The sequence below is a fragment of the Micromonospora siamensis genome (assembly GCF_900090305.1).
Lineage (GTDB): Bacteria > Actinomycetota > Actinomycetes > Mycobacteriales > Micromonosporaceae > Micromonospora > Micromonospora siamensis.
Map to the genome: position 1 here is coordinate 3,255,045 of NZ_LT607751.1, position 22,672 is coordinate 3,277,716.

General features: G+C 74.4%; 22 protein-coding genes. 17 read left to right on the forward strand and 5 right to left on the reverse strand.

Going from position 1 to position 22,672, the window contains the following annotated elements:
* Positions 1 to 7: 7 nt before the first annotated feature.
* The 7 genes from GA0074704_RS14965 (at position 8) to GA0074704_RS14995 (ending at position 8,830) form a co-directional block, all read left to right on the forward strand.
* On the forward strand, positions 8 to 301 hold the full coding sequence (locus GA0074704_RS14965; protein ID WP_377471475.1) for an NADH-quinone oxidoreductase subunit NuoK: 294 nt from the start codon (positions 8 to 10) through the stop codon (positions 299 to 301).
* On the forward strand, positions 298 to 2,208 hold the full coding sequence (locus GA0074704_RS14970; RefSeq protein WP_088971083.1) for a proton-conducting transporter transmembrane domain-containing protein: 1,911 nt from the start codon (positions 298 to 300) through the stop codon (positions 2,206 to 2,208). Before GA0074704_RS14965 ends, GA0074704_RS14970 begins: the two co-directional genes overlap by 4 nt.
* Positions 2,209 to 2,211: 3 nt before the next feature.
* Positions 2,212 to 3,693: a complex I subunit 4 family protein gene (locus tag GA0074704_RS14975; protein WP_088971084.1), complete on the forward strand. Its 1,482-nt coding sequence runs from the start codon at positions 2,212 to 2,214 to the stop codon at positions 3,691 to 3,693.
* A complete protein-coding gene (locus GA0074704_RS14980; RefSeq protein ID WP_088971085.1) occupies positions 3,690 to 5,102 on the forward strand; it encodes an NADH-quinone oxidoreductase subunit N in 1,413 nt (470 codons plus the stop codon). Before GA0074704_RS14975 ends, GA0074704_RS14980 begins: the two co-directional genes overlap by 4 nt.
* Before the next feature lie 35 nt (positions 5,103 to 5,137).
* Entirely contained in the window at positions 5,138 to 7,036 is a 1,899-nt protein-coding gene (locus tag GA0074704_RS14985; RefSeq protein ID WP_088971086.1) for a chloride channel protein, read from the forward strand.
* Between the two features lie 103 nt (positions 7,037 to 7,139).
* The gene (locus GA0074704_RS14990) at positions 7,140 to 8,594 is read left to right on the forward strand and encodes a cation:proton antiporter domain-containing protein (protein WP_088971087.1); all 1,455 of its coding nucleotides are present in this window, start codon (positions 7,140 to 7,142) and stop codon (positions 8,592 to 8,594) included.
* Between the two features lie 53 nt (positions 8,595 to 8,647).
* Entirely contained in the window at positions 8,648 to 8,830 is a 183-nt protein-coding gene (locus GA0074704_RS14995) for a hypothetical protein (protein ID WP_157743685.1), read from the forward strand.
* Here GA0074704_RS14995 and GA0074704_RS15000 read toward each other — a convergent pair.
* Genes GA0074704_RS15000 through ccsA form a run of 5 tightly spaced genes read right to left on the reverse strand, consistent with a single transcriptional unit; the run spans position 8,769 to position 13,296 of the window.
* On the reverse strand, positions 8,769 to 9,707 hold the full coding sequence (locus GA0074704_RS15000; RefSeq protein ID WP_088971089.1) for a cytochrome c-type biogenesis protein CcmH: 939 nt from the start codon (positions 9,705 to 9,707) through the stop codon (positions 8,769 to 8,771). The two genes, GA0074704_RS14995 and GA0074704_RS15000, sit on opposite strands and share 62 nt — an antisense overlap.
* Positions 9,704 to 10,258, reverse strand: a complete 555-nt coding sequence (locus tag GA0074704_RS15005; RefSeq protein ID WP_157743686.1) for a TlpA family protein disulfide reductase — start codon at positions 10,256 to 10,258, stop codon at positions 9,704 to 9,706. Before GA0074704_RS15005 ends, GA0074704_RS15000 begins: the two co-directional genes overlap by 4 nt.
* On the reverse strand, positions 10,255 to 12,144 hold the full coding sequence (locus GA0074704_RS15010) for a cytochrome c-type biogenesis CcmF C-terminal domain-containing protein (protein ID WP_088971090.1): 1,890 nt from the start codon (positions 12,142 to 12,144) through the stop codon (positions 10,255 to 10,257). The genes GA0074704_RS15005 and GA0074704_RS15010 overlap by 4 nt, the downstream gene beginning before the upstream one ends.
* Positions 12,134 to 12,535, reverse strand: coding sequence for a cytochrome c maturation protein CcmE (locus GA0074704_RS15015; RefSeq protein ID WP_088971091.1), 402 nt, complete (start codon positions 12,533 to 12,535; stop codon positions 12,134 to 12,136). The genes GA0074704_RS15010 and GA0074704_RS15015 overlap by 11 nt, the downstream gene beginning before the upstream one ends.
* On the reverse strand, positions 12,532 to 13,296 hold the full coding sequence (gene ccsA, locus GA0074704_RS15020) for a cytochrome c biogenesis protein CcsA (protein ID WP_088971092.1): 765 nt from the start codon (positions 13,294 to 13,296) through the stop codon (positions 12,532 to 12,534). The genes GA0074704_RS15015 and ccsA overlap by 4 nt, the downstream gene beginning before the upstream one ends.
* Positions 13,297 to 13,428: 132 nt before the next feature.
* Here ccsA and GA0074704_RS15025 point away from each other — a divergent pair, with 132 nt between their 5' ends.
* Genes GA0074704_RS15025 through GA0074704_RS28815 form a run of 10 tightly spaced genes read left to right on the forward strand, consistent with a single transcriptional unit; the run spans position 13,429 to position 22,548 of the window.
* The gene (locus tag GA0074704_RS15025; protein ID WP_172880556.1) at positions 13,429 to 14,460 is read left to right on the forward strand and encodes a cytochrome c oxidase subunit II; all 1,032 of its coding nucleotides are present in this window, start codon (positions 13,429 to 13,431) and stop codon (positions 14,458 to 14,460) included.
* Positions 14,461 to 14,467: 7 nt separating this feature from the next.
* The gene (gene ctaD, locus GA0074704_RS15030) at positions 14,468 to 16,393 is read left to right on the forward strand and encodes a cytochrome c oxidase subunit I (protein ID WP_088971094.1); all 1,926 of its coding nucleotides are present in this window, start codon (positions 14,468 to 14,470) and stop codon (positions 16,391 to 16,393) included.
* Entirely contained in the window at positions 16,390 to 16,995 is a 606-nt protein-coding gene (locus tag GA0074704_RS15035; protein ID WP_088971095.1) for a cytochrome c oxidase subunit 3, read from the forward strand. The genes ctaD and GA0074704_RS15035 overlap by 4 nt, the downstream gene beginning before the upstream one ends.
* Entirely contained in the window at positions 16,995 to 17,393 is a 399-nt protein-coding gene (locus GA0074704_RS15040) for a hypothetical protein (RefSeq protein ID WP_088971096.1), read from the forward strand. The genes GA0074704_RS15035 and GA0074704_RS15040 overlap by 1 nt, the downstream gene beginning before the upstream one ends.
* A gap of 29 nt (positions 17,394 to 17,422) precedes the next feature.
* A complete protein-coding gene (locus GA0074704_RS15045; protein ID WP_088971097.1) occupies positions 17,423 to 18,274 on the forward strand; it encodes a cytochrome c oxidase assembly protein in 852 nt (283 codons plus the stop codon).
* Positions 18,271 to 18,660, forward strand: coding sequence for a c-type cytochrome (locus GA0074704_RS15050; protein ID WP_088971098.1), 390 nt, complete (start codon positions 18,271 to 18,273; stop codon positions 18,658 to 18,660). Before GA0074704_RS15045 ends, GA0074704_RS15050 begins: the two co-directional genes overlap by 4 nt.
* 3 nt (positions 18,661 to 18,663) lie before the next feature.
* Positions 18,664 to 19,479 (forward strand): cytochrome bc1 complex diheme cytochrome c subunit, encoded by an 816-nt coding sequence (qcrC, locus tag GA0074704_RS15055; RefSeq protein ID WP_088971099.1) that lies wholly within the window; start codon positions 18,664 to 18,666, stop codon positions 19,477 to 19,479.
* A complete protein-coding gene (locus tag GA0074704_RS15060) occupies positions 19,476 to 20,342 on the forward strand; it encodes a Rieske 2Fe-2S domain-containing protein (protein WP_157743688.1) in 867 nt (288 codons plus the stop codon). Before qcrC ends, GA0074704_RS15060 begins: the two co-directional genes overlap by 4 nt.
* Positions 20,339 to 22,063: a cytochrome bc1 complex cytochrome b subunit gene (gene qcrB / locus GA0074704_RS29185; RefSeq protein ID WP_197697533.1), complete on the forward strand. Its 1,725-nt coding sequence runs from the start codon at positions 20,339 to 20,341 to the stop codon at positions 22,061 to 22,063. The genes GA0074704_RS15060 and qcrB overlap by 4 nt, the downstream gene beginning before the upstream one ends.
* Positions 22,060 to 22,548 (forward strand): DUF421 domain-containing protein, encoded by a 489-nt coding sequence (locus GA0074704_RS28815; protein WP_157743690.1) that lies wholly within the window; start codon positions 22,060 to 22,062, stop codon positions 22,546 to 22,548. The genes qcrB and GA0074704_RS28815 overlap by 4 nt, the downstream gene beginning before the upstream one ends.
* The last annotated feature ends 124 nt before the right edge of the window (positions 22,549 to 22,672 follow it).

Consider the following 22,672-nt stretch of genomic DNA (forward strand, 5'->3'; position numbering starts at 1 on the left):
GCTGCCGATGTTCCTGCTGCTCGCCTCCGCGCTGATCAGCGTCGGTCTCTACGGCGCGCTCAGCCAGCAGGCCGTGGTGATGGTGATGATGGGCCTCGAACTCATGATCAACGGGGTGATCGTGGCCGCCGCCGCGCTCTGGTGGTTCCTCGCCCCGCAGCAGCCCGACGGCCAGGTCCTGGTGCTGGTGGTGATCGCCGCGATGACCGTGGAGATGGCGATGGGCTTCGCCGTGGTGACCCTGCTGTTCCGCAGCAGCGACGCCGACATGACGGACATGGCCGGGGAGCTGCGCGGATGAGCGGCGCGCTGTGGGCCCTCGTCGCTCTGCCGGCCCTGGCCGGAGGCGTGCTGCTGCTGGCCGGGCGGCGGGCCGGACGGATCGCCGCGCCCGCGGCGCTCGGCGTCGCCGTGCTGGTGACGGCGCTGGCCGGCCTGGTGGCGGCCACCCGCCCGGCCGTCGACGCCCCGTTCCTGGCCGGCGCGCGCTGGGGACTGGCCGTCGACGGGCTCGCCGCGCTCGTCGTACCGGCGGTGGCCGGGGTGGCGCTGCTCGTGCTGGCGTACGCCGCCGTCGAGATCCACCGTCACCGGGCCCGGTTCCACGGACTGATGCTGGTCTTCCTCGCCGCCGTCCTGCTCACCGCCACGGCGACCAGCCTGCCCGTGCTGCTGCTGGCGTGGGAGGTCATGGGTGCCATGTCGTACGCCCTGATCGCGTTCCACTGGCGGCGCGACGACGCGGTGACCGCCGGCGCCACCGCGTTCCTCACCACCCGGGTCGGCGACCTCGGCCTCTACCTCGCCGCCGGTGCCGCGCTGGCCGCAGCCGGCACGCTCGACCTGACCGGGCTCGCCGCGCTGCCGACCGGCTGGCGGGACCTGGCCGCCGCCGGCGTGCTGGCCGCCGGCTTCGGCAAGGCTGCCCAGCTGCCGTTCTCGTTCTGGCTGTCCCGGGCCATGCTCGGCCCGAGCCCGGTCAGCGCGCTGCTGCACTCCGCGGCCATGGTGGCGATGGGCGGCTACCTGCTGATCCGGCTGCACCCACTGCTCGCCGCGACCGGCTGGGCGGTGGACGTGGCCGCGTGGGGCGGCGCGGCGACCGCCCTCGCTCTCGGCGCCGTCGCGCTCGCCCAGGCCGACCTCAAGCAGCTGCTCGCCGCCTCCACCAGCGCCCAACTGGGCTACGTGGTGCTCGGTGCCGCCGTCGCGCCCGCCGGCGCGGTCGCCCACCTGGTCGCCCACGCCGCCACCAAGGCGCTGCTCTTCCTCGCCGCCGGAGCCTGGCTGACCGCGCTGGGCACCCGCCGGCTGTCCGCGCTGCGCGGCGCCGGACGGCGGTACCCGCTGGTCGGGGCGGCCTTCGCGGTGGGCGCCGTGGCGCTGGCCGGCGTGCCTCCGCTCGCGCTCTGGGCCACCAAGGACGAGGTGCTCGCCGGGGCGCGGGAGCACTCGTTCGCGCTGTATCTCGTCGGCCTGGCCGGCGCCCTGCTCGCTGCCCTCTACGCCGGTCGCGCGCTCGCTGTGGTCCTGCGTCCGGCGCCGTCCGACGTCGAGTCCGGGTACGACGGCACGCGCGAGGTCAGCGCCGGGCAGCGGCTGCTGCTGGTGCCCCTGGCGGTCGGCGCGGTCCTGCTCGGCGTCCTGGCCCTGCCGCCGCTGGCCGGACGGGTGGCGGGAACCGTCGGGCTGGGCCCGGCCCCGCCGGCGCGCCCCGCCGAGTTGGCGCTGTCCGGCCTGCTCGCGCTGGCCGGGCTCGCGGTGGCCGTGGCCGCGCCCGACCGGCTGCCCGCCCCGGCCTGGGCGCTGCGCTGGCTCGGGCTGGAAGCGGCCGCCCGGCTGCTGCTGGTCCGGCCGACCCTGGCGCTCGCGCGGGCCCTGGCCCGCTTCGACGACCGGGTGCTCGACCGGGGGGTGCACGCCGTGCCGCGCGCCGCCGTCGTCGCCGCCGGCACCCTGGCGCGCTTCGACGACGCCGTGCTCGACCGGGGGGTGACCGGCGCGACGATCGGGACGCGCCGACTGGCCGACGTTCTCGCCCGCGCCGACGACCACGGGGTCGACGGGACGGTACGCCGGCTCACCGGGCTGGCCCGCCGGCTCGGCGCGCTGGCCCGGCGGCCGCAGACCGGGCTGGTCCACCAGTACTACGTCCAAGTGGTCGTCGCGCTGGGCGCCGCCGTGCTGATCCTGCTGCTCATGAGGTGACCGATGCTCTCCCTGATCGTCTTCGCGCCGCTGGTCGTAGCGGTGGTCCTGCTGCTCTGGCGGGGCCTGCCCGATCGGGCGGTGTCCTGGATCTGGGTCGCGGTCAGCGGGGTCGAGGTGGCCGCCGTGCTCGGCGCCTGGTGGGCTTACCCGGGGGAGGGGGTCGCGTACGAGACGAACCGGCCCTGGATCCCGGGGGCCGGCGCCGGTTACCACATCGGCGTGGACGGGCTCTCCCTGCCGCTGCTGGCCCTCACCGCCGTCGTCTTCGCCGCCTGCGCCGTCTACTCGCTGCGCCGCCAGCGCCGGCCCCGTCAGTTCGCCGCGCTCTTCCTCGCCCTGCAGACCACCTGCCTCGGGCTGTTCGTCTCGCTCGACCTGATCCTGTTCTTCGTCTTCTTCGACCTGTCCATCGTCGGCATGTACGCGGTGATTGCCGGCTGGGGGCACGGCGCCGACGCCCGCCGTTCGGCGCTCAAGTTCTTCCTCTACACCTTCCTCGGCTCCCTGGCGCTGCTGCTGGGGTTCATCGGTCTGTACGTCGCCGCCCGGCCGCACACCTTCGACATCGTGGCGCTGACCCGCGAACCGCCGGTGGCCGGTACGGCGGGGGGCCTCGTGCTGCTCGCCGTCCTGCTCGGGCTGGCCATCAAGACCCCGACGTTCCCGTTCCACACCTGGCTGCCCCCGGCGCACACCGACGCCCCGGCCGCCGGGTCGGCGGTGCTCGCCGGGATCCTGCTGAAGATGGGCACGTACGGCTTCGTGCGGATCGCCATGCCGCTGCTGCCCGACGCCTGGCGGCGCTACGCCTGGGTGGTCGTCGTGGTCGGCGTGGTGAGCGTGCTGTACGGAGCCCTGGTGGCGCTGGCGCAGTCCAACTTCAAGCGGATGGTGGCGTACACGTCGGTCAACCACATGGGCTACATCGTGCTGGCGGTCGGCGCCGCCGGGCTGGTCGCCGGCTCGGACGCGCAGGCCCGTGCGGTGGCGGTGACCGGGGCGGTCACCCAGATGGTCAGCCACGGGCTGATCACCGCCGCGCTGTTCCTGCTCGCCGGAGTCCTGCACCACCGGGGTGGCACGTACCGGATGGACGCCTACGGCGGGCTGGCGGCCGACACCCCCCGGTTCGCCGCGCTGACCGCGGTGGCCGCGTTCGCCAGCCTCGGCCTGCCCGGCTTCTCCGGATTCATCGCCGAGTTCCAGATCTTCGCCGGCAGCCTCGGCTCCGCGCCCGTCGCGGTGGCGTTCGCGCTGCCCGGCATCCTGGTCACCGCCGCGCTGTTCCTCTGGGCGCTGCACCGGATCTTCCTCGGACCGTCCCGGCACCGCCTCTCCGCGGCGGCCGACCTCACCGCCGCCGAGGCGACCGCGGTGGTGCCCCTGCTGGCGCTGGCGCTGCTCATCGGTGTCTTCCCCCGGCTGCTGCTGGACGTCGTGGAGCCCGCCGCCCGGGCGGTGACCGACCTGGTGGGCCGGTGAACGAGCATCCTTTGGCGCTGCTGCCCGAGCTGGTGCTGCTCGCCGGCGCGGTCACCACCCTGCTCACCGGCGCGTTCCTGCCCCGTGGCCGGCAGTGGATCGCCCGGCTCGTCGCGGCCGGCGCGCTGCTCGCCACCGTGCTGGTCACCCTTCCGACGCTGGACGACCGGGGGACCGTCTACGGGCACAGCTACGCCCTCGACGCCGCCACCGCGACCGCCCGGCTGTTGATCCCGGTCGCCGCCCTGCTGGTCGTCGGGATAGCCGCCGGCCGGATCGCCGGCAACCGGCGGGAGACCGAGTTCTACGTGCTGACCCTGCTCGGCACGCTCGGCGCGGTGCTGCTCGCCGGGGCGTCCGACCTGTTGCTGCTGGCGGTGGCGTACCTGCTGTCGTCGGTGCCGCTGTCCGGGCTGGCCGGCTGGGGCCGCGACCGGCGCGGGGCGGAGGCGGCGCTCAAGCTCTACCTGGTGGGCGCGCTGGCGGGCGTCGGGTTGCTGGCCGGCGCGGCGGTGCTGACCGCCGTGGCGGGCGGGCGCAGCGACTACGACCGGCTGGCCGCGGGTCTCGCCGGGGCGCCTCCGGCCGCCGTGGCGGTCGGGCTCGTCGGCGTGCTGGCGGGGCTGCTGTTCAAGATCGGGGCGGTGCCCGGTCACTTCTGGGTGCCCGACGCTGTGCAGGGGGCGAGCATTCCGGCCGGCGCGCTGCTCACCACGGTGCCCAAGCTCGGCGGTCTGCTCGCCGCGTACCGGCTGTTCGCGGTGGTGCCCGCCGAGGTGGTCGACTGGCCGCTGCTGGTCGCGGTGCTCGCGGCGGTCACCATGACGCTGGGCAACTTCGCCGCGTTCGGCCAGTCGGACCCGCGGCGGCTGCTCGCCTACTCGACGATCGCCCAGGTCGGCTACCTGCTGATGGCCGTCGCGGTCGCCGGGCGCGCGGAGCGGGCGCTGCCCGCCCTGCTGGTCTACCTGGCCGGGTACGCCGTCACGAACCTCGGCGCGTTCGCGGTGCTGGCCGCCGCCCCGCACGAGCGCCTCGACGACTACCGGGGGCTGGCCCGCCGCCGGCCCGGGCTCGCTGCGGCGCTGGTGATCTGCCTGCTGGGACTGGTCGGTACCCCGCCCACCGCGGTCTTCGCGGGCAAGCTGACCGTCTTCGTCGCCGCCTGGGACGGCGGCCTCGCCTGGCTGGTGGTGATCGCGGCCGTCAACACGGTGGCCAGCCTCTTCTACTACCTGCGTTGGCTGGTGCCGGCCCTCACCCTGCCACCTGGCCCGCCTGGTCTGCCCACCGGTGAGCGGGACCGGACGTTGGCGGCGACGGTGGGGGTGACCGCCGCGATGGCGCTGGCCGGTGCAGCGGCCACGGGTCCGCTGTACCCCTTACTGGAGCGCACGCTGCAGCGCTGATGCCGATCACCCTGTATGCATGCAACAATTGCCTCATGCAACGACCTGTGGCCGCGATCGACGACGTCCCGTCCCAGCCACCGGCGCAGCCGGGCGGCGCACCCGTCACGGTCACGCTGCCCCGGCGTGCGCTCGTCCGGGTAGCGGACGGGGTCCGTGGTGGGGCCGGCGGACTGCTCGTCCTCGCCGTACTGGTCGGCGCCGGCGCCGGCGTGGGCGCGGTGGCGTTCCGCTGGCTGGTCGGCACGGCGACCCTGGTCTTCTCCGGCCACCCCGACTACGCCGCCGTGCCGGGTGCCCCTCATCCACAGCTGCCCGCCCTCGGCCGCTGGTTCGTGGTCCTGGCACCGGTGGCGGCCGGGCTGCTGTACGGCCCCCTGGTGCAGCGCTTCGCCCGCGAGGCGCGGGGGCACGGCGTTCCCGAGGTCATGTACGCGGTCGCCCGGCGCGGCGGCCGGATCCGGGGCCGGGTCGCGGTGGTGAAGGCGGTGGCCAGCGCACTCTGCATCGGGGGTGGTGGCTCCGTCGGCCGGGAGGGCCCGATCGTGCAGATCGGCTCGGCGCTCGGCTCCACGGTCGGCCAGCGGATCCGGCTGCCTGAGACCCGCCTACGACTGCTCGTCGCCGCCGGAGCCGCCGGCGGTATCTCGGCCACCTTCAACACCCCGATCGCCGGCGTCTTCTTCGCACTCGAACTGATCCTCGGCGACTTCGCCGTCGAGTCCTTCGCCGCGGTGGTCCTCGCCGCGGTCACCGCCGCGGTGATCGGTCGGGCGGTCCTCGGCGACGTACCCTTCCTCGACCTGCCGCCGTTCCACGTCGTCTCCGCCGGTGAGTACCTCCTGTTCGCGGCGCTGGGGCTGCTCGCGGCCCTGGTGGGGGTGGGCTTCAGCCGGGTCCTCTACGCGGTGGAGGACCTGTGCGACCGGCTGTGGCGGGGGCCCGAATGGCTCCGGCCGGCCGTCGGTGGCCTGCTGCTCGGTGGTCTGCTGCTCGTCCTGCCGCAGATGTACGGTGTCGGCTACCCGGTGCTCGGCGAAGCGGTCGACGGCCGGTACGCCCTGGCCTTCCTGCTGGTGCTGCTCCTCGCCAAGGTCCTGGCCACCAGCCTGACCATCGGCATCGGCGGCTCCGGCGGCGTTTTCGCCCCGTCGTTGTTCGTCGGCGGGATGCTCGGCGCGGCCTTCGCCGCGGTCGTGCACTCCGCCCTCCCCGGCCTGGCCGGGCCGACCGGGGCGTACGCGCTGGTCGGCATGGGCGCCGTCTTCGCCGGGGCGGCCCGCGCACCCATCACCGCAGTGGTGATCATGTTCGAACTGACCGGGGAGTACAGCATCATCCTTCCGCTCATGGTCGCGATCGCCCTCGCCGCAGGGCTGTCCCGACTGGTGTCCGCCGACGACACGATCTACACCCGCAAGCTGCACCGGCGGGGAGTGACCCTCGAGCCGGGGCCGCCGGCACGGTGGGACCAGCTGACCGTCGCGGTCGCGTGCCGCCCGCTGCCGGCCCCGCTGTCGCCCGACTCCGCGCTGCCGGAGTTGGCAGCCCGCTTCGCGCAGGAACCCGAGACCGTGCTGCCCGTGGTGGACCGGGAGGGGCAGCTCCGCGGTGTCGTGTCGGCCGCGGAGGTGGAGGCGGCCAGCCAGGACGGCAGCGGGGCCGTCACGGCGTCGCAGCTGGCTCGTACCGTGCCGGCGTTACGCCCCGATCAGCTGCTGGAGGAGGCCCTCGCGGAACTGGTGCGGAGCGGTTCGGCGCTGCCGGTGGCGGACCCGGAGACCGGTGGGCTCACCGGATGGCTGAGCCACCGAGAGATCCTCCGGGTCGTGGCGGCCGGTGCCGTCGGTGCCGGCGCACCCTCGGACGCGAAGTACGCCCGTCCGCCCTCGCCACGTTTGCCGCAGGTCGATACTGACACCTGCGGCGGTTGACCTCCTGCCCGAACCCGCGCCGCACCCGGTCGACGCGGAGGCGACCGGGTGGCGGCAAGGGAAAGGCCGCCGGAACGTCGAAGCCGAGCAGGTGGGGTGACCGTTGACGGAGTTCGCGCTCTACGTGACCGTGCTGGGTGCCGTGGCTGTCCTCGCCGTGCTGTCCAACCGCCTCGCCGACCGCCTGCGACTGCCCGCGCCGGCGCTGTTCCTGTTCGCCGCCGCGATCCTCTCCGACGTGTTCCCCAGCCTCAACCAGCTGTCGCTGTACGCGGTCCGCCACCTGGTCGAGCTCGCGCTCGTGCTGGTGTTGTTCAGCGGCGGCATGTCGATGGGCTGGCGGCGGCTGCGGCCTTCGCTCGGCCCGGTCGCCCTGGTGGGTGTGCTGGGCACGCTGCTGACCGCGGGGCTGCTGGCCGTGGCGTTGCACTGGCTGTTCGGCTTCGACTGGCTCGCCGCGCTGCTGGTCGGCACCGCCCTGTCGCCCACCGACCCGGCCGCGGTCTTCTCCGTGCTCGGCCGACGGACGGTGGTGGGACGCAGCGGCACCGTGATCGAGGGCGAGTCGGGCGCGAACGACCCCGTCGGCATCGCCCTGATGGTCAGCCTGCTCGCCGCCGGGACCGCCGGCGGCTGGTCGGCCGTGGCGTCCGGCGCCGGCGAGTTCGCCCTGCAACTCGCGGTGGGCACGGCGGTCGGGCTGGCCGGCGGCTGGTTGATCCGGCAGCTGATGCGCCGGGTGGTCCTGCCCGACGAGAGCCTCTACCCGTTGCAGGTGCTCTTCGCCGCCGGAGCGATCTATGGCGTGGCCACACTTGCGCGTGGCTCGGGGTTCCTCGCCGTCTTCCTCGCCGGCATCCTGGTCGGTGACGCGAAAGCGCCGTTCGCGCGGGAGATCCGGCGCTTCCACGGCGCCCTGGCCAGCCTGGGGGAGATCCTGGCCTTCAGCCTGCTCGGGCTCGTCGTCTCGCTGCGGAGCATGGTCACCGAGCGCGCCTGGCTGACCGGTCTGGGTCTCGCCCTGCTGCTCACCTTCGTGATTCGGCCGCTGGTCGTCGGTGGCCTGCTCACCACCGTGCGGCTGCGCTGGGGGGAGCGGATCTTCATCGTCTGGTCGGGCCTGAAGGGCGCCGTGCCGATCCTGCTGGGCACCTTCATCCTCACCGCCGATCTGGAACAGGACCTGCGGCTGTTCGACATCATCTTCGCGGTGGTGGCGTTCTCGATCGTCGTGCAGGGCGGGCTGGTCCCACTGGTGGCCCGCTGGTGCCGGGTGCCGATGCGTACCCTGCCGCTGCAACCCTGGGCGGTCGGCCTGCGGGTCCGGGGCGAGCCGGTGGGGCTGCGGCAGTACACCGTCTCGGCCGGCGCGCCGGCCGACGGGCGGCCGCTGTTCGAGCTCAGCCGTGACGAGGGGGTGTGGGTGAGCCTGGTCAGCCGCGGCGGCGAGCACGTCCGGCTGGATCGGGACACCGTACTCCGCGCCGGAGACGATGTGCTGGTGGCCGGCGGTGAGCAGCCCGCGGCGAAGCGCGTCTTCACCGGCACCACCGACTGACGTTTCACCACCGACCCGCCGGGTAGGGGGCGGGCGAGAGGATGGTGGGCGCGATGAACCTCGGCAAGCTGTCCGACGCGGCGGTGGGCACGGTCGGCAACCTGGCTGGCGGCGTGGTGGACCCGAAGGCGGGCCTGGGCAAGCTCCGCGCGGCGGTCACCCCCGGCCGGGCGGTCACGCTGGCCGCCGGTCTGCTGCTCGGCTACCTGGTGGCCCGCTCCCGGCGCCGTTCCTGAGGCCGAGCAGTCGGCGGATCTCCGCGGCGGCCGGGTGCTGCGGCGCGACGGTGAGGAACCGCCGCAGCGTGGCCGGCGCGTCGACCGGCCGGGTCGTGCGTTGGGCCAGCCCCAGCACCAGCAGTCCGTCGGGCGATCCGGGCGAGTCGTCGAGGACCTCCCGCGCGACCTGTTCCGCCCCCGAAGCATCGGCGGAGCGCAGCAGGGCGAAGGCGAGGCGCAACCGGATCCCGTCGTCGGGCCGCTCGCGTAGCGCCTCGCGATACATCTGGACGGCGGCGTCGTACCGTTGCTGACCCTCCAGGTCCTGCGCCAGCCGCAGCGCGACCACCGCGGGGTCGGCGGAGGCGGGCGGCGGCGTCGGCGCCGTCAGCTGGTCGGCGGCCACCGCCACCGTCACCACCAGCATCGTCAGCCCGGCGGCGGTGCCCCACCAGGCACGCCGGGGCCGTCGCGTCGGGGCACGGTTCCGCCGGGTACGGTCGTCGCCCGGTCGCCTTGCACGCAGGGAGCGGGCCGCGGCGCCGCCGGTCCCGAGGAGCGCCACCACCGGCACCACCCACAGCAACAGCGCCGGGCCGCGCAGGGGCGGCTGCGCGAGCACCTCCTCGCCGTAGCGGTCGACGAACCATCGGCGGATCTCCTGCGGGCTGCGGCCCGCCGTCACCTGGTCGGCGATCACCTGCCGCATCGAGGCCGCGATCGGGGACCGGGAGTCGGCGACCGACTCACCCTGGCAGGCGGGGCAGCGCAGACCGGCGGCGATCGCCGCGGCGGGGTCGGCCGGACCGGCCGACCCGGCGGAGCGGACCAGCCCGGCGACGGCCAGCACCACCAGCACCGCGAGGCCCAGCGTGGCGGGCAGCCGCCGGGTCATGGCGACTCCAGCAGCGGGGACAGTCGTTCGCGCAGCCACTGGCGGGTGACGACCCCCGACTGATGGGCCACGATCCGGCCGTCACGGTCCACCAGGAAGGTCTCGGGTACGCCCCGTACCCCCCACTCGACGGCCCGGGTGCCGTCGGGGTCGGGCAGTACCGTCAGGTCGTCGGCGTGGGTCTGCTCCAGCAGCGCCCGCACCGCGTCCGGGCCGTCGCGCAGGTTCAGGGCGACCACCCGCAGCCCGCGCGGCGACCACTGCCGGCCGGTCTCCACCAGCAGCGGAAGTTCGTCCCGGCAGGGCCCGCACCACGAGGCGAAGACGTTCACCACCACCACGTGCCCGCGTGCCGCCGAAAGGTCGAACCGCTCGCCCGCGAGGGTGGTGCCGGCCAGTGCGGGCGCGGCCGCCGGTCGGCGCGCGGTCTCGCCGGCCCCGGAGCGATGGCCCACGGCCAGCGCGGCCCCGAGGCCGGCGGCCAGCAGCAGGACCACGGTCGGGACCGGCCGTACCCGCCGCCACCAGGAGACGCGGGCTCGTCCATTCACGCCGGACCTCCGGCCGCCACCAGGGCCCGCCGCGTGGCCCGAGCCGCGCGGCGGGTGCGTCGCACCGTGTCGCGCAGCGCGAGCAGGCCGCCGGCGGCGGCGACCGCTCCACCGGCCCAGATGAGCCCGACGAGCGGGTTCACGGCCAGGCGTACCGTCGCGCTGCCGCCGTCGCCGGCCGCGGCGACGAGGGTGAGGTAGACGTCCCGGCGGAGGCTGCCGTCGATCGCCGGCACGGTGACGGCGGTGTCCCGGGCCGGGTCGTAGCGCAGCGCCGGACCGACGACGCGGGCAGGACCACTGCCGGAAACCACCAGCCGCGCCCGCACGGCCATCCGGGCGTCCGGCGTGCCGCGCTCCACCGACACCAACCGGGCCGACACGGCGCCCACCCGCAGCGCCTCGCCCACCCGCAGGGTCCGCTCCTCCGCCCGCCCGTATGCCGACGAGGCGGCTATCCCCACGGCGAGCAGGGCCAGCCCGGCGTGCGCCAGCACCCCGGCCCAGCGCCGGGGACGCGTGGTGAGCAGGCCGGCGAGGACGAAGGCGGCTGCTCCGAACGCGGTGAGTGCCGCCGGTCCGGGCCGGCTGAACAGGCCGACGGCGGCCACCGTGGACAGCGCCGCGACCGCGGGCGCGGCCAGGCGGCGCACGGCGACGGCCCGGCCGCGACCGCGCAGTGCGGGTGGAACACCGGCCAGCAGGAGCACGACCACCGCGAGTGGCACGGCGGTGCGCTGGTAGTAGCCGGCGCCGACGGTGGCCCGGGCGCCGGTGAGTGGTTCGGTGAGCAACGGCAGCACGGTGCCGATCAGCACCGCGGCGGCGATGCTGACCAGCAGGACGGCGTTGACCAGCAGGACGACGCGCCGGGACCACAGCGGGACGCTGTCGCGTGCCGGGGGCGGTCGCCGACGGCCGGTCAGCACGGTGGCGGCCAGGGTGGCCAGCAGGACGACCCCGAGCAGCAGGGGCCCCAGCGGCGAGTCGGTGAAGGCGTGCACGCTCGCCACCGCGCCGGAGCGGGTCAGGAAGGTTCCGAGCAGCACCAGCAGGAAGCCGGCGCAGGCCAGGACGCTGTTCCAGCGGTCCCGATCCCGGCCGCCACCGAGGCTGGTGTGCAGCAGGGCGGTGGTGGTCAGCCAGGGCAGCAGGGAGGCGTTCTCCACCGGGTCCCAGGCCCAGTAGCCGCCCCAGCCGAGCACCGCGTACGACCACCAGGCGCCCAGGACGATGCCGGCGGTGAGGGTGCACCAGGCCACCAGCACCCAGGGCCGGGCCCGGCGGACCCAGTCCCGCCCGGACGCACCGGCGAGCGGGGCGGCCAGCGCCAGGGCGAACGGCACCACCGTGCCCAGGTAGCCGGCGTACAGCAGGGGCGGGTGCACGCCCATCGCCGGATGCTGTTGCAGCAGCGGATTCGGCCCCGGCCCGTCCAGCGGGACCGGGTCGACGCCGCGGAACGGGTTGGCGGCGAAGGTGGACAGCGCGAAGAAGAACGTGGCGACCACGCTGACCACCACCAGCGCGTACGCCCGCAGCCGGTCGGCCCGGCCCCGGGCCAGCAGGGCGGCGTAACCGGCGAGGACCAGCAGCCAGAGCAGCAGCGAGCCGTCCATCGCCGACCAGAGGCTGGTGACCGTGTAGTAGACGGGCACGTGCCGGCCGCCGTTCTCGGCGACGAACCGGACGCTGAAGTCGTGCCCCAGCAGCGCCGCCTCCAGCGCCGCGCAGGCCCCGGCGGCGGCGAGCAGCGCGGCGGCCGACGCCAGCCGGGCCGGCCGGGCCGGCCCGCCGAGCAGGGCCACCCGCAGCCAGAGCAGCGCCGCGAGCGGGGCGGCCACCAGCCCGCCGGCAAGGGCGGCGGTGCCGAGGTCAGCGAGCATCGACCGGCTCCGGTGCGGCGGGCCGGTACTCGTTGCCGTGGCGCACCACGACCCGGTCGGCGTCGAACACCCCGTTCGCGCCGAGGCGCCCTTCGACGACCGCGTCCTCGCCCTCGCGGAAGGTCTCCGGCGGTACCCCCCGCTGCCGTACGGCCACCTGGTGGCCGGAGTCGGCGAGCCGGAACGTCACCAGGTCGCCGTCGTGGCGCAGCGAGCCGGGGACGACCTGGCCGCCCAGCCGGACGCGGTCGCGGCCGGCGGCCGGGTCGGCGAGCACCTCACCCGGGGTGCGGTAGTAGGTGAGGGTGTCGCGCAGGGCGCTGGTGACGAGCAGGCCCCCGGCGGTGAGCAGCACCGCGACCAGCGCGAGGCGTCCCGGCCGGCGGATCATCCCACTCCCGCCGGGCTGGAACGGTGCGCCGTCGTCGGTTCCCGGGTGGCGGTCGTCGCGCGTTCCAGTCGGCGCACCCGGTGCGCCAGGACGAGGAGTGCGCCGGTGCTCGCCGCCGCCACCGCGAGCAGCAGTGCGAGCGCCATCCGCGGATCGATCGGGGGCCGCTGCGGGGCGAGGATGGTCGCCTGCTGGTGCAGCGAACGCCACCAGAGCACCGAGAAGTGCACGACGGGCACGAGCAGGAATCCACCGATGCCGACGACGGCCGCCGGACGGGCCACCGGTCGGCTGCCGTCGTCCGCGCCGCCGGCCCGTTCGGCGAGCGCCCGGCGCAGCGCCAGATAGCCGGCGTACGCCAGCAGCAGCAGCGCAGTGCTGACCAGTCGCGGGTCCCAGGCCCACCAGGTGCCCCAGACCAGATGCCCCCAGAGTGCGCCGGTGCCGATGGCCACGGCGGTGAGGCCCACTCCGATCTCCGCGCCGCCGCGCGCGACGCGGTCCCAGCGCGGGTCACCCCCGATCAGGTACGCCAGGCTGGCCCCGAGCACGGCGGTGAACGCCAGGTACGCCACCCAGGCGGCCGGTACGTGCAGGTACATCAGCCGTTGCGCCTGCCCCTGGTTGGCGTCGGCCGGGGCGAGGAGCCCACCGGTGAGCCCGGCCGCGGTGGCGAGCCCGGCGGTGATCCACGCCGTCGTCCGGCGGGCGGCGGCTCCCCGTGGGTCGTCGGCGGTCAGGTCCACGGTGGTGGTCGGCATGATCGTCCCGTCCGCGCCGTCGGCGCTTGCCCGGCTTTTCCCCGAGACCGACCCTAAACCGGCCAAAGCTCTTGTTGCCTATCTTTCGGGAAGAGAGTGGACATGCCTCGGAAATCGCTAGGGTCGGTGTCGGTGGACACCACAAGCGACCCGACGATGCGCTCCAGGCCGGAGCGCCGGCGGCGGCTGCTGGCGGCAACGGTGCTGTGCGCCGCGCCGGCCCTCACCGGCTGTTCCTCCGGAGCGCCCTCCGCGCTGGACCCGGCAGGGTCCGGGTCGGGCCGTGTCGCGAACCTGTGGTGGCTGCTGTTCTGGCTCTCCATGGCCGTCTTCGCCGAGGTCATGGTCGTGCTGGCCTGGGCGCTGCTGGTCCGCCGTCGCCCCGACGTGCGGGTCCGGCACGGGCAGCCGTTGCGTTTCGTCACGGTGGCCGGAGCCGGCATCCCCCTGGTGATCCTGGTGACCGTCTACGCCGTCGGCCTGCGCGACCTCGCCGCGCTCGGCGACGAGCCGGGCCCGCGCGCCCCGACCATCGAGGTCACCGGCCACAAGTGGTGGTGGGAGGTACGCGTCCAGGGCGTCGAGGGCGCCACCGCCAACGAGCTGCACGTGCCGGTGGGGGAGAAGGTGCGGGTCCGACTGCGCACCGCCGACGTGCTGCACAGCTTCTGGGTGCCGCAGCTGATGCCCAAGACCGACCTGATCGCCGGGGAGGTACGCGAGACCTGGCTGCACGCCGACCGGGCCGGCAGCTATCGCGGTCAGTGCGCCGAGTACTGCGGTACGCAGCACGCGCACATGGCCTTCCTTGTGGTCGCCGAGCCCCGGGCGCAGTTCGATGCCTGGCTCGCCCGGCTCGCCGCGCCCGCCCCGGTCCCGCGTACCGACGCCCAACGGCGCGGACAGGAGGCGTTCGTGCGGGGCAGCTGCGCCGGCTGCCACGCGGTACGAGGCACCGACGCGAACGGCGGGATCGGTCCCGACCTGTCCGACGTGGGCTCCCGGTGGAGCATCGGCGCCGGCGCGGTCCCGAACGACGGCGGGCACCTCGGCGGCTGGATCGCCAACTCGCAGACCGTCAAGCCGGGCAACTACATGCCGCCGCAATCGGTGGACGCGGGCCGGCTGCCGGACCTCATCGCCTACCTGCAGTCGCTGAAGTGAGGTGAGGATGTCCACGACCGCCGCGCCGGCGCCCGGCGCCAGCCGGGACGAGCTGGCCGCGCTGGAGGAGCACTGGGGGGAACGGCCCTCGCTGCGTTCCTGGTTCAGCACCGTCGACCACAAGCGGATCGGCCGGCGGTACCTGGTCACCGCCGCGTTCTTCTTCGTCCTCGCCGGGCTGAGCGCGCTGGCGATGCGTACCCAGCTGGCCCGGCCGGAGTCCCGGCTGCTCTCCCCGCAGGAGTACAACCAGCTGTTCACCATGCACGGCACGGCGATGATCTTCCTGTTCGCCACCCCGATGCTCTTCGGCTTCGGCAACTTCCTGGTGCCGCTGATGATCGGATCGCGGGACATGGCGTTCCCGAAGCTCAACGCGCTGGGCTACTGGGTGTTCCTGTTCGCCGGGCTGTTCATGTGGGCCAGCCTGCCGTTCGGCGCCGCCCCCAACGGCGGCTGGTTCGCGTACGTGCCGCTGACCGAACGGACCAACACCCCGGGCCTGCACATGGACGTCTACAGCCTGGGCCTGCTCTTCCTCGGCATCGCCACCACCGCCGGCTCGATCAACTTCATCGTCACCGCGCTCAAGCTCCGCGCCCCCGGCATGTCGCTGAACCGGGTACCGCTGTTCGTCTGGGCGATCGTCGCCACCGCCTTCATGGTGATCTTCGCGCTGCCGGCGCTGAACCTCGACAACGCCATGCTCTTCCTGGACCGGCGCTTCGGCACCCACTTCTTCGACCCCGGCGCGGCCGGCAACGTGCTGCTCTGGCAGCACCTGTTCTGGATCTTCGGACACCCCGACGTCTACATCATCGTCATGCCGGCCCTGGGCATCGTGTCCGCGGTCCTGCCCGCCTTCACCCGCCGGGGTGTGGTCGGCTACCCGCTGATCGTGCTCGCCATCGTCTCGATCTCGATCATCTCGTTCGGCGTCTGGGTACACCACATGTTCGCCACCGGCCTGCCTCGGCTGTCGTACAGCTTCTTCAGCGCGGCCAGCACCATCATCACCATCCCGTCCGGCATCCAGATCTTCGCCTGGCTGGCCACCATGGCGCTCGGCCGGCTGGTGCTCAAGGTGCCGATGCTGTTCCTGATCGGGTTCATCGTGACGTTCGTGCTGGGCGGATTCACCGGCACGATGTTCGCGCTGACCGCCTTCGACCAGCAGGTCACCGACTCCTACTTCGTGGTGGCCCACTTCCACTACGTCCTCATCGGCGGCGCGGTGTTCCCGATGCTCGCCGGCATCTACTACTGGCTGCCGAAGATCACCGGTCGGATGTACCACGAACGGCTCGGCCGGTGGGCGTTCTGGCTGGTCTTCGCCGGCATGCACGTCACCTTCTTCCCGATGCACCTGTACGGGCTCTTCGGCATGCCGCGACGGGTCTATACCTATCGCAGTGAGCCCGGCTGGGACGGCTGGAACCTGGTCGCCACCGTCGGGTCGTACCTGCTCGCGGTCGGGCTGCTGCTGGTGCTCGTCGGCGTGGTGCACGCCGTCCGGCGCGGCCGGCCCGCCCCGCCGGACCCGTGGGGCGGCGACAGCCTGGAGTGGTCCACCGACTCGCCGCCGAAGCCGTACAACTTCCCGGTCCTGCCCCGGGTGCACAGCCTGCACCCCACCTGGGACGAGGAGAGCCGCGCATCGATGGTCGACGACGCCGGGGACCGCGTCCTCGCCGACGGGCGCAAGACCCTGTTCACCAGCGAACTCGACGGCCACCGGGAGCGGGTGGTGCAGATGCCGGAGGCATCCCTGCAACCGCTGGTGCTGGCCGTGGCCCTGCTGGTCTTCTTCACCGCGATGCTGGCCGCCTGGTACCCGGTCGCCGCCGTCGCGGCGCTCGCCGTGGCGGCCACCATCGCCGTCTGGCTCTGGCCGCCCCGCCGCCCGGACCAGGAACTCGGGGTGCAGGCATGACGGCCACCAGTACGGAGGCGCTGACCACCGAGCTGCCGGTCGGCCGCTCGACCGGCTGGTGGGGCATGGTGATGTTCGTCGTCACCGAGGCGACCCTCTTCGCCTGTCTGCTCGGCAGTTACTTCTACCTGCGCTTCCAGTACGCCGGCCCGTGGCCCCCCGGCGACATCGGCAAGCCGAAGCTGCTGGTCCCCCTGGTGATGACCGCGGTGCTGCTGCCGAGCAGCCTGCCGGTGGTGTGGGCCGAACACGGCATCCGCAAGGGCCAGCGCTGGCGGCTGCGCGCCGGGCTGGCCGCGACCCTCGTCCTCGGCGTCACCTTCCTGGCCCTGCAGGCCAACGAGTACGCCGAGAAGCTGCGCGAGTTCACCATGACCACCAACGCGTACGGCTCGCTGTTCTATCTGATCACCGGCTTCCACGGGCTGCACGTGCTGGTCGGCCTCACCATGATCGGCTGGCTCCTGGCTGCCTCCCTGCGCGGCGGCAGCTTCGGGGCGCACCGTCACGAGCGGGTCCGCAACGCCGCCATCTACTGGCACTTCGTCGACGCGGTCTGGGCCGCCATCCTCTTCACCATCTACCTGTCGCCGAGGCTGTGATGAGCACCCACCCCGGCCCGCGCGCCCGGCTGACCGGTGGCCTGCTCCTCTGGTACGCCGTGCTCGGCGGCGCCGCCGCCTGGGCGGTGCACCTGATCGCCGGTTGGGGTGTCGACGAGCTGACCTGCGCCAGCGACCGGGACCGGATCGGCGCGCTGCCGCTGCGGGTCGTCATCGCGGGCGCGGTGGTGCTGCCCGCTCTCGTCACCGTCGGCGCGCTGCTGGCCGCCGCGCTCGTCTGGCGGCGTACCGCGCACCCACCGGACGGGGTCGAGGAGCGGCCGGTCAGTCGTAGCCGCATGCTCGCCGTGGTGGCCATCTGGTCCAACCTGCTCTTTCTCGCCATCATCGTGTTGGGCGGGATCGCCCTGCTGGTGCTGCCACCGTGCCTGCGCTGAGCACGACCGGGCCGGCGGGCGGAGACGACGTGACGGCCGGGCTGCTCGCCATGCTGCTGGCCACCGTCCTCGCCCTGCTCGCCGCCGGCTACGGTCGCGGCGTCCACGAGCTGTGGGCCCGCCGGGGCGCCGGTCGGATCCTGCCCGCCGGGCGGGTCGCCGCCTTCGGCGCCGGCCTGCTCTGCGCGCTCGCCGCCGAGCAGGGGCCCGTCGCCGGGGTCGCCGAGCGGTCCTTCGCCGGGCACATGACCCAGCACATGCTGCTGCTGCTCGGTGCCGGCCCGCTGCTCGCCGCCGGGGCCGCCGGGCTGCCGCTGACCCTGGCCTGTCCGCCGCCCCTGCGCCGGTGGCTGGCCCGGCTGCGGACGTCCGAGCCGGTCCGCTGGCTGCGCCGCCCGACCGTCCTGGCGCTCACCGCCGGCGGGATCCAGACCGTGGTGCTCTGGTTCTGGCACCTACCCGTTCCCTACCTCGCGGCCGAGGGGGAGCCGGTCGTGCACGCCGTCGAACACACCTGCTTCCTCGGCGCCGCGTGGCTGCTCTGGGCGCCGCTGATCGGCGCGCCACGGCACCGGCTGCCCGTTCCGGGCGCCCTCCTGCTGCTGATCGGCACCATGCTGCCCGCCTCCGCCCTCGGTGCGGTGCTGACCTTCGCGCCGCAGCCCGTCTACCCGACGTCGGTCCTCGGGCCCGACCCGCTGGCCGACCAGCAGCTGGCCGGGCTGCTGATGTGGGCACCGATGGATCTGGTGGTGCTGGCCGCCACCCTGACGGCGTTCCTGCGTTGGCTCCTCGTCCTGCAACGGCGACGCCCCGAGCGGGTGACTTCCCCCGAGACCCGCCGCGACCTACCAGCCGGCAGCGGCAGAGTTGTGCCATGAGCCACCGGATTCCCGCCCGCTGGTTCCTGCTGGTGACGGCGCCACTGCTGCTGGCCCTGCCCGCGTGCGCGCGTACCAGTGCCCCACCGCCACCGGAGGTCCGCACCGGCCGTCCGGACCGGGGGGCCACCCTCATCGCGCGGTACGGCTGCGGCTCCTGTCACACCATCCCCGGCGTCGACCGAGCGAACGGCCTCGTCGGACCGCCGCTGACCCGCTTCGGCTCGCGCTCGTACGTCGCCGGGAAGCTGACGAACAACGCCGACAACCTCCAGCACTGGATCACCGACCCGCAGGGAGTCGAACCCGGCAACGCCATGCCCGACCTGGGCGTCAGCCCAATCGACGCGCAGGACATCGCCGCCTATCTGTACACCCTGGACTGAGCCGTGAGCGTACGGGCGGTCCGGTCGGCGCGTGCGTGGTGGCACCCGCGACGGGCGGCCCTGCTCGGCGCGGCGCTTGCCCTGGCCGCCGGTCCGGCGGCCCTCGCCGCGCCCGCGACACCGGACCCCTCCGCCGCACCCGCGGCACCGGCCTCCTCCGCCACCGCCACGCCGCCGCCCGTCGACCGCCGGGGCGCGCAGCTGTTCCGGCAGAACTGCGCCAGCTGTCACGGCGAACAGGGGCAGGGCGCCCAACGTGGGCCGTCGCTGGTGGGCGTCGGACCGGCCTCGGTGGACTTCCAGCTCTCCACCGGCCGGATGCCGATCCCCGACGAGATGGCGCAGCCGCGCCACGCCGAGCCCGCCTTCTCCGCCGACGACATCGCCGCCCTGGTCGACCATGTGGCCGGCTTCGGCGGCGGCCCACCGATTCCCACGGTACGGCCGGGCAGCCTCACCGGCGGACGAGCGCTGTACGCCGCCAACTGCGCGCCCTGCCACGGGGCCACCGGCGCCGGTGCGGCCCTGACCAACGGCTGGATCGCCCCGCCGCTGTACGACGCCACCTCCGTACAGGTCGCCGAGGCGATCCGGGTCGGCCCGGGACTGATGCCGGTCTTTCCGAGTCAGGTCCTCACCGACGCGCAGGTCGACGACCTGGCCACGTACGTGCGCCGGCTGCGCAGCGAGCACCTGGACCGCGGCGGGAACCCGTTGGGCCGGCTCGGGCCGTTGGCCGAGGGGCTGCTCGCCTGGGTCGTCGCTCTCGGGCTGCTCGTGGCGGCGGCCCGCTGGCTGGGTCGGCGGGCCGGCGAGTGAGCCGCAAACCGCGCCCGACCGCCGCCCCGCCCGGGGTGAACCGTCGCATCGTCGCGTCCTTCCTGGCCGCCGCGGCCGGTGCGGTCGGCTTCGCGGTCACCTACGGGCTCGGCGGGCAGACCCAGTGGGAGGGGGTCTGCCTGGGGGTGGCGTTCGCGGGCCTGGCCACCGGCCTGGCGATCTGGGGCCGACGGTTGGTGCCGGTCGGCGGCTACGTCGAGGAACACGAGGGTTTCACCCCGCCGCCGGTCGAGCAGGCGTTGACCGCCGCGGTGCTGACCGCGCCGGACAGCCCGATCCGTCGCCGTGGCCTGCTCGCCGCGCTGGGGCTGGCGCTGTCCGCGCTGGGCGTCGCGGCGCTGTTCCCGCTGCGGTCGCTGCTGCCGTGGGACCGTTCGCGGCCGCTGCGGGCGCGCCGGGACACCCCGTGGGGGCCGGGGGTCCGGCTGTTGACCGCCGACGGGCGGCCGCTGCGGCCGCAGGACGTGCCGGCCGGCGCGGTGGTCGCCGTGTTCCCCGAGGGCGGCACCGGAGCCGGGGACGGGCCCGCCTTCGCCGTCCGGTTGCAGCCGCAGCGGTTCACCCGACCGCCGTCGGCCGGGCACCTGGACGGGCTGGTCGTCTACTCGTTGCTCTGCACCCACGCGGGCTGCCCGGTGCGGCTCTATCTGAAGGGGACCGGTCGGGTGCTGTGCCCGTGCCACCAGTCCTCGTTCGACCTGCTCGCCGACGCCGCCGCGGTGGCCGGACCCGCCGCCCGGCCGCTACCCGGCCTGCCGATCGAGGTCGGCCCGGACGGTCACCTGCGCGCCCGGGGAGACTTCACCGCGCCGCCCGGCGCCGGCTTCTGGAGCCGGCCGTGATCCTGGACCGGCTCGCCCGCGCGGTCGACGACCGGCTGCGGCTGTCCCCGCTGACCCGCAAGGCGTTGGCGAAGGTGTTCCCGGACCACTGGTCGTTCATGCTCGGCGAGCTCGCCCTCTACTCGTTCGTTGCGCTCCTGCTCACCGGGGTCTACCTGACCCTGTTCTTCGACCCCAGCTCCGCCGACCGGGTCTACCACGGCGGGTACGCCCCGCTCGACGGCACGACGACCTCCGCCGCGTACGCCTCGACGGTGCGGCTGAGCTGGGACGTGCGGGCCGGACTGCTGATCCGGCAGACCCACCACTGGTCGGCGCTGCTGTTCGTCGCGGTGATCCTGGTGCACCTGGTGCGGATCTTCTTCACCGGCGCGTTCCGCAAGCCCCGCGAGCTGAACTGGCTGGTCGGGGTGACCATGCTGACGCTGGCCCTGGCCAACGGCTTCACCGGCTACTCCATGCCCGACGACCTGCTCTCCGGGCTCGGCGTGCGGATCATCGTCTCGGTGGTGGAGTCGATCCCGCTGGTCGGCTCGTGGCTGGTCGCTCTCGGCCTCGGCGGTGAGTTCCCGTCCGACGAGATGATCCCGCGGCTGTTCGTCACCCATGTGCTGCTGGTGCCCGCGGTGCTGGTCGCGCTCGTCTCCGCGCACCTGGCGATGGTGGTGCGGCAGAAGCACACCCAGTTCCCCGGCCCCGGCCGCACCGAGCACAACGTGGTCGGCTCCCGGCTCTACCCCAGCTACACCCTGCGATCTCTCGCCCTGTTCGCCTGGGTGCTGGCGGTGCTCTTCGCCCTCGGCGGCCTCGCCCAGATCAACCCGGTCTGGCTCTACGGCCCGTTCGACCCCGCCCAGGCCACCTCGCCGGCCCAACCCGACTGGTACGTCGCCTGGGGCGACGGCGCCCTGCGGCTCTTCCCGCCGTGGGAGATCCACATCGGCGGGTACCTGGTGCCGGCGCCGTTCTTCCCCGGCGTGGTGCTCGGCGGCGTCACCTTTCTCGCCCTGTACGCCTGGCCGTTCCTCGAACGCTTGTGCACCGGCGACCGTGCCCCGCACCAGCTGCTCGACCGGCCGCGCGACCACCCGGTCCGGATGGGTGTCGGAGTGATGGCCCTGACCTTCTTCGGGGTGCTGGTCGTGACGGCCGGCGACGGCATCATCGCCCGCCTGCTCCGGGTGCCGGTCTACGACGTGCTGAACGTGCTGCGGGTGCTGGTGCTGGTGCTGCCGCCGCTCGCCGGGGCACCGGCGTTCCTGCTGGCCCGGGCATTGTGCCGGGGCGACGCGGCCCGCCTGGGCGAGCTGACCCGGGCCGACCTGCGCGCCGGCCGGCAGCCCACCCGCCGCCCGGGGCGGGACGCGGCCGAGGAGCCGGAGCTGCCGGCGCCGGACCGGCCGGGGGAGCGGATCGAAATCTGGCCCGACGGGGACGTCTGGCGGTGGCGTTACCGCGACGAGCCGTCAGGTGTGGCGATCCTGGCCAACCGTGCGGTCCTCACCGAGCAGGAGGCGACGGAGTCGGCCCGGTCGGCGTACCCCGGTGTCGACCAGGTGACCGTGCCCGGCCCGCAGCCGCCCGCGCCATCCGGCCGGGCCCGCACCGCGCTGCGCCGTCTCGGCAACGCCGCCCTGGGGGCGTCACTGCTGGCGGCGGCCCTGCGGCAACGCCGTGCCCGCCGCTCCGGCGAACGCGGAGACGAGCCAGGGCCGCGGTGAACGGCATCGACGCGCTGATCGGGCATCCCGGCTGGTTGGGCTGGGTCGCACTGAAGGCTTTTCTGCTCTACGTCACCGCGGTGCTCGGGCTGCGTGTCGGCGGCCGTCGCACCCTGGCCGACCTGTCCCCGTACGACTTCGTGGCCGCCGTAGCGATCGGCGCGATCGTCGGTCGGCTACCGAGCGCCCCGGACGCGAGCTACCTGTCCGGCGCGGTGACCCTGCTGGCGATTCTGGCCGCCCACGCGCTGATCACCTGGGTGCGGCTCCGGCCGGCGGGCCGACGGTTGATCGAGCAGGGGCCGGTGGTCGTCGTCGCCCGAGGCCAGGTGCTCTGGGGAAACCTGCACCGTTCCGGTATCACCCGGTCCGACCTGGACGCGCTGCTGCGGGAACACGGCGTGGCCGATCCCGCCGGGGTGCACCTGGCCGTGTTGGAGGGCCGGGGGCGGCTGTCGGTGCTCTCGCGGGAGCGAAGCGGATGAGGATCCGCTCGGACCTCGGCGGATTGCCCGCCGGGTTTGGTTTGCCGGTCGTGGGGCCGGGTAGCCGCCGCTTCGTCCGCCCTGGCCCGTCGTGTCCGGTCCCCGGTCGCAGCGAGCCGGACCA

What these genes read in the sequence shown, in the direction of transcription:
- GA0074704_RS14970 (WP_088971083.1), top strand. Translation starts at nt 298, where the DNA reads ATGAGCGGCGCGCTGTGGGCCCTCGTCGCTCTGCCGGCCCTGGCCGGA.
- GA0074704_RS15035 (WP_088971095.1), top strand. Translation starts at nt 16,390, where the DNA reads ATGACGGCCACCAGTACGGAGGCGCTGACCACCGAGCTGCCGGTCGGC.
- GA0074704_RS15010 (WP_088971090.1), bottom strand. Translation starts at nt 12,144, where the DNA reads ATGCTCGCTGACCTCGGCACCGCCGCCCTTGCCGGCGGGCTGGTGGCC.
- GA0074704_RS14985 (WP_088971086.1), top strand. Translation starts at nt 5,138, where the DNA reads ATGCAACGACCTGTGGCCGCGATCGACGACGTCCCGTCCCAGCCACCG.
- ccsA (WP_088971092.1), bottom strand. Translation starts at nt 13,296, where the DNA reads ATGCCGACCACCACCGTGGACCTGACCGCCGACGACCCACGGGGAGCC.
- GA0074704_RS14975 (WP_088971084.1), top strand. Translation starts at nt 2,212, where the DNA reads ATGCTCTCCCTGATCGTCTTCGCGCCGCTGGTCGTAGCGGTGGTCCTG.
- GA0074704_RS14965 (WP_377471475.1), top strand. Translation starts at nt 8, where the DNA reads ATGTTCCTGCTGCTCGCCTCCGCGCTGATCAGCGTCGGTCTCTACGGC.
- GA0074704_RS15040 (WP_088971096.1), top strand. Translation starts at nt 16,995, where the DNA reads ATGAGCACCCACCCCGGCCCGCGCGCCCGGCTGACCGGTGGCCTGCTC.
- GA0074704_RS15050 (WP_088971098.1), top strand. Translation starts at nt 18,271, where the DNA reads ATGAGCCACCGGATTCCCGCCCGCTGGTTCCTGCTGGTGACGGCGCCA.
- ctaD (WP_088971094.1), top strand. Translation starts at nt 14,468, where the DNA reads ATGTCCACGACCGCCGCGCCGGCGCCCGGCGCCAGCCGGGACGAGCTG.
- GA0074704_RS15000 (WP_088971089.1), bottom strand. Translation starts at nt 9,707, where the DNA reads ATGACCCGGCGGCTGCCCGCCACGCTGGGCCTCGCGGTGCTGGTGGTG.
- GA0074704_RS14995 (WP_157743685.1), top strand. Translation starts at nt 8,648, where the DNA reads ATGAACCTCGGCAAGCTGTCCGACGCGGCGGTGGGCACGGTCGGCAAC.
- GA0074704_RS15015 (WP_088971091.1), bottom strand. Translation starts at nt 12,535, where the DNA reads ATGATCCGCCGGCCGGGACGCCTCGCGCTGGTCGCGGTGCTGCTCACC.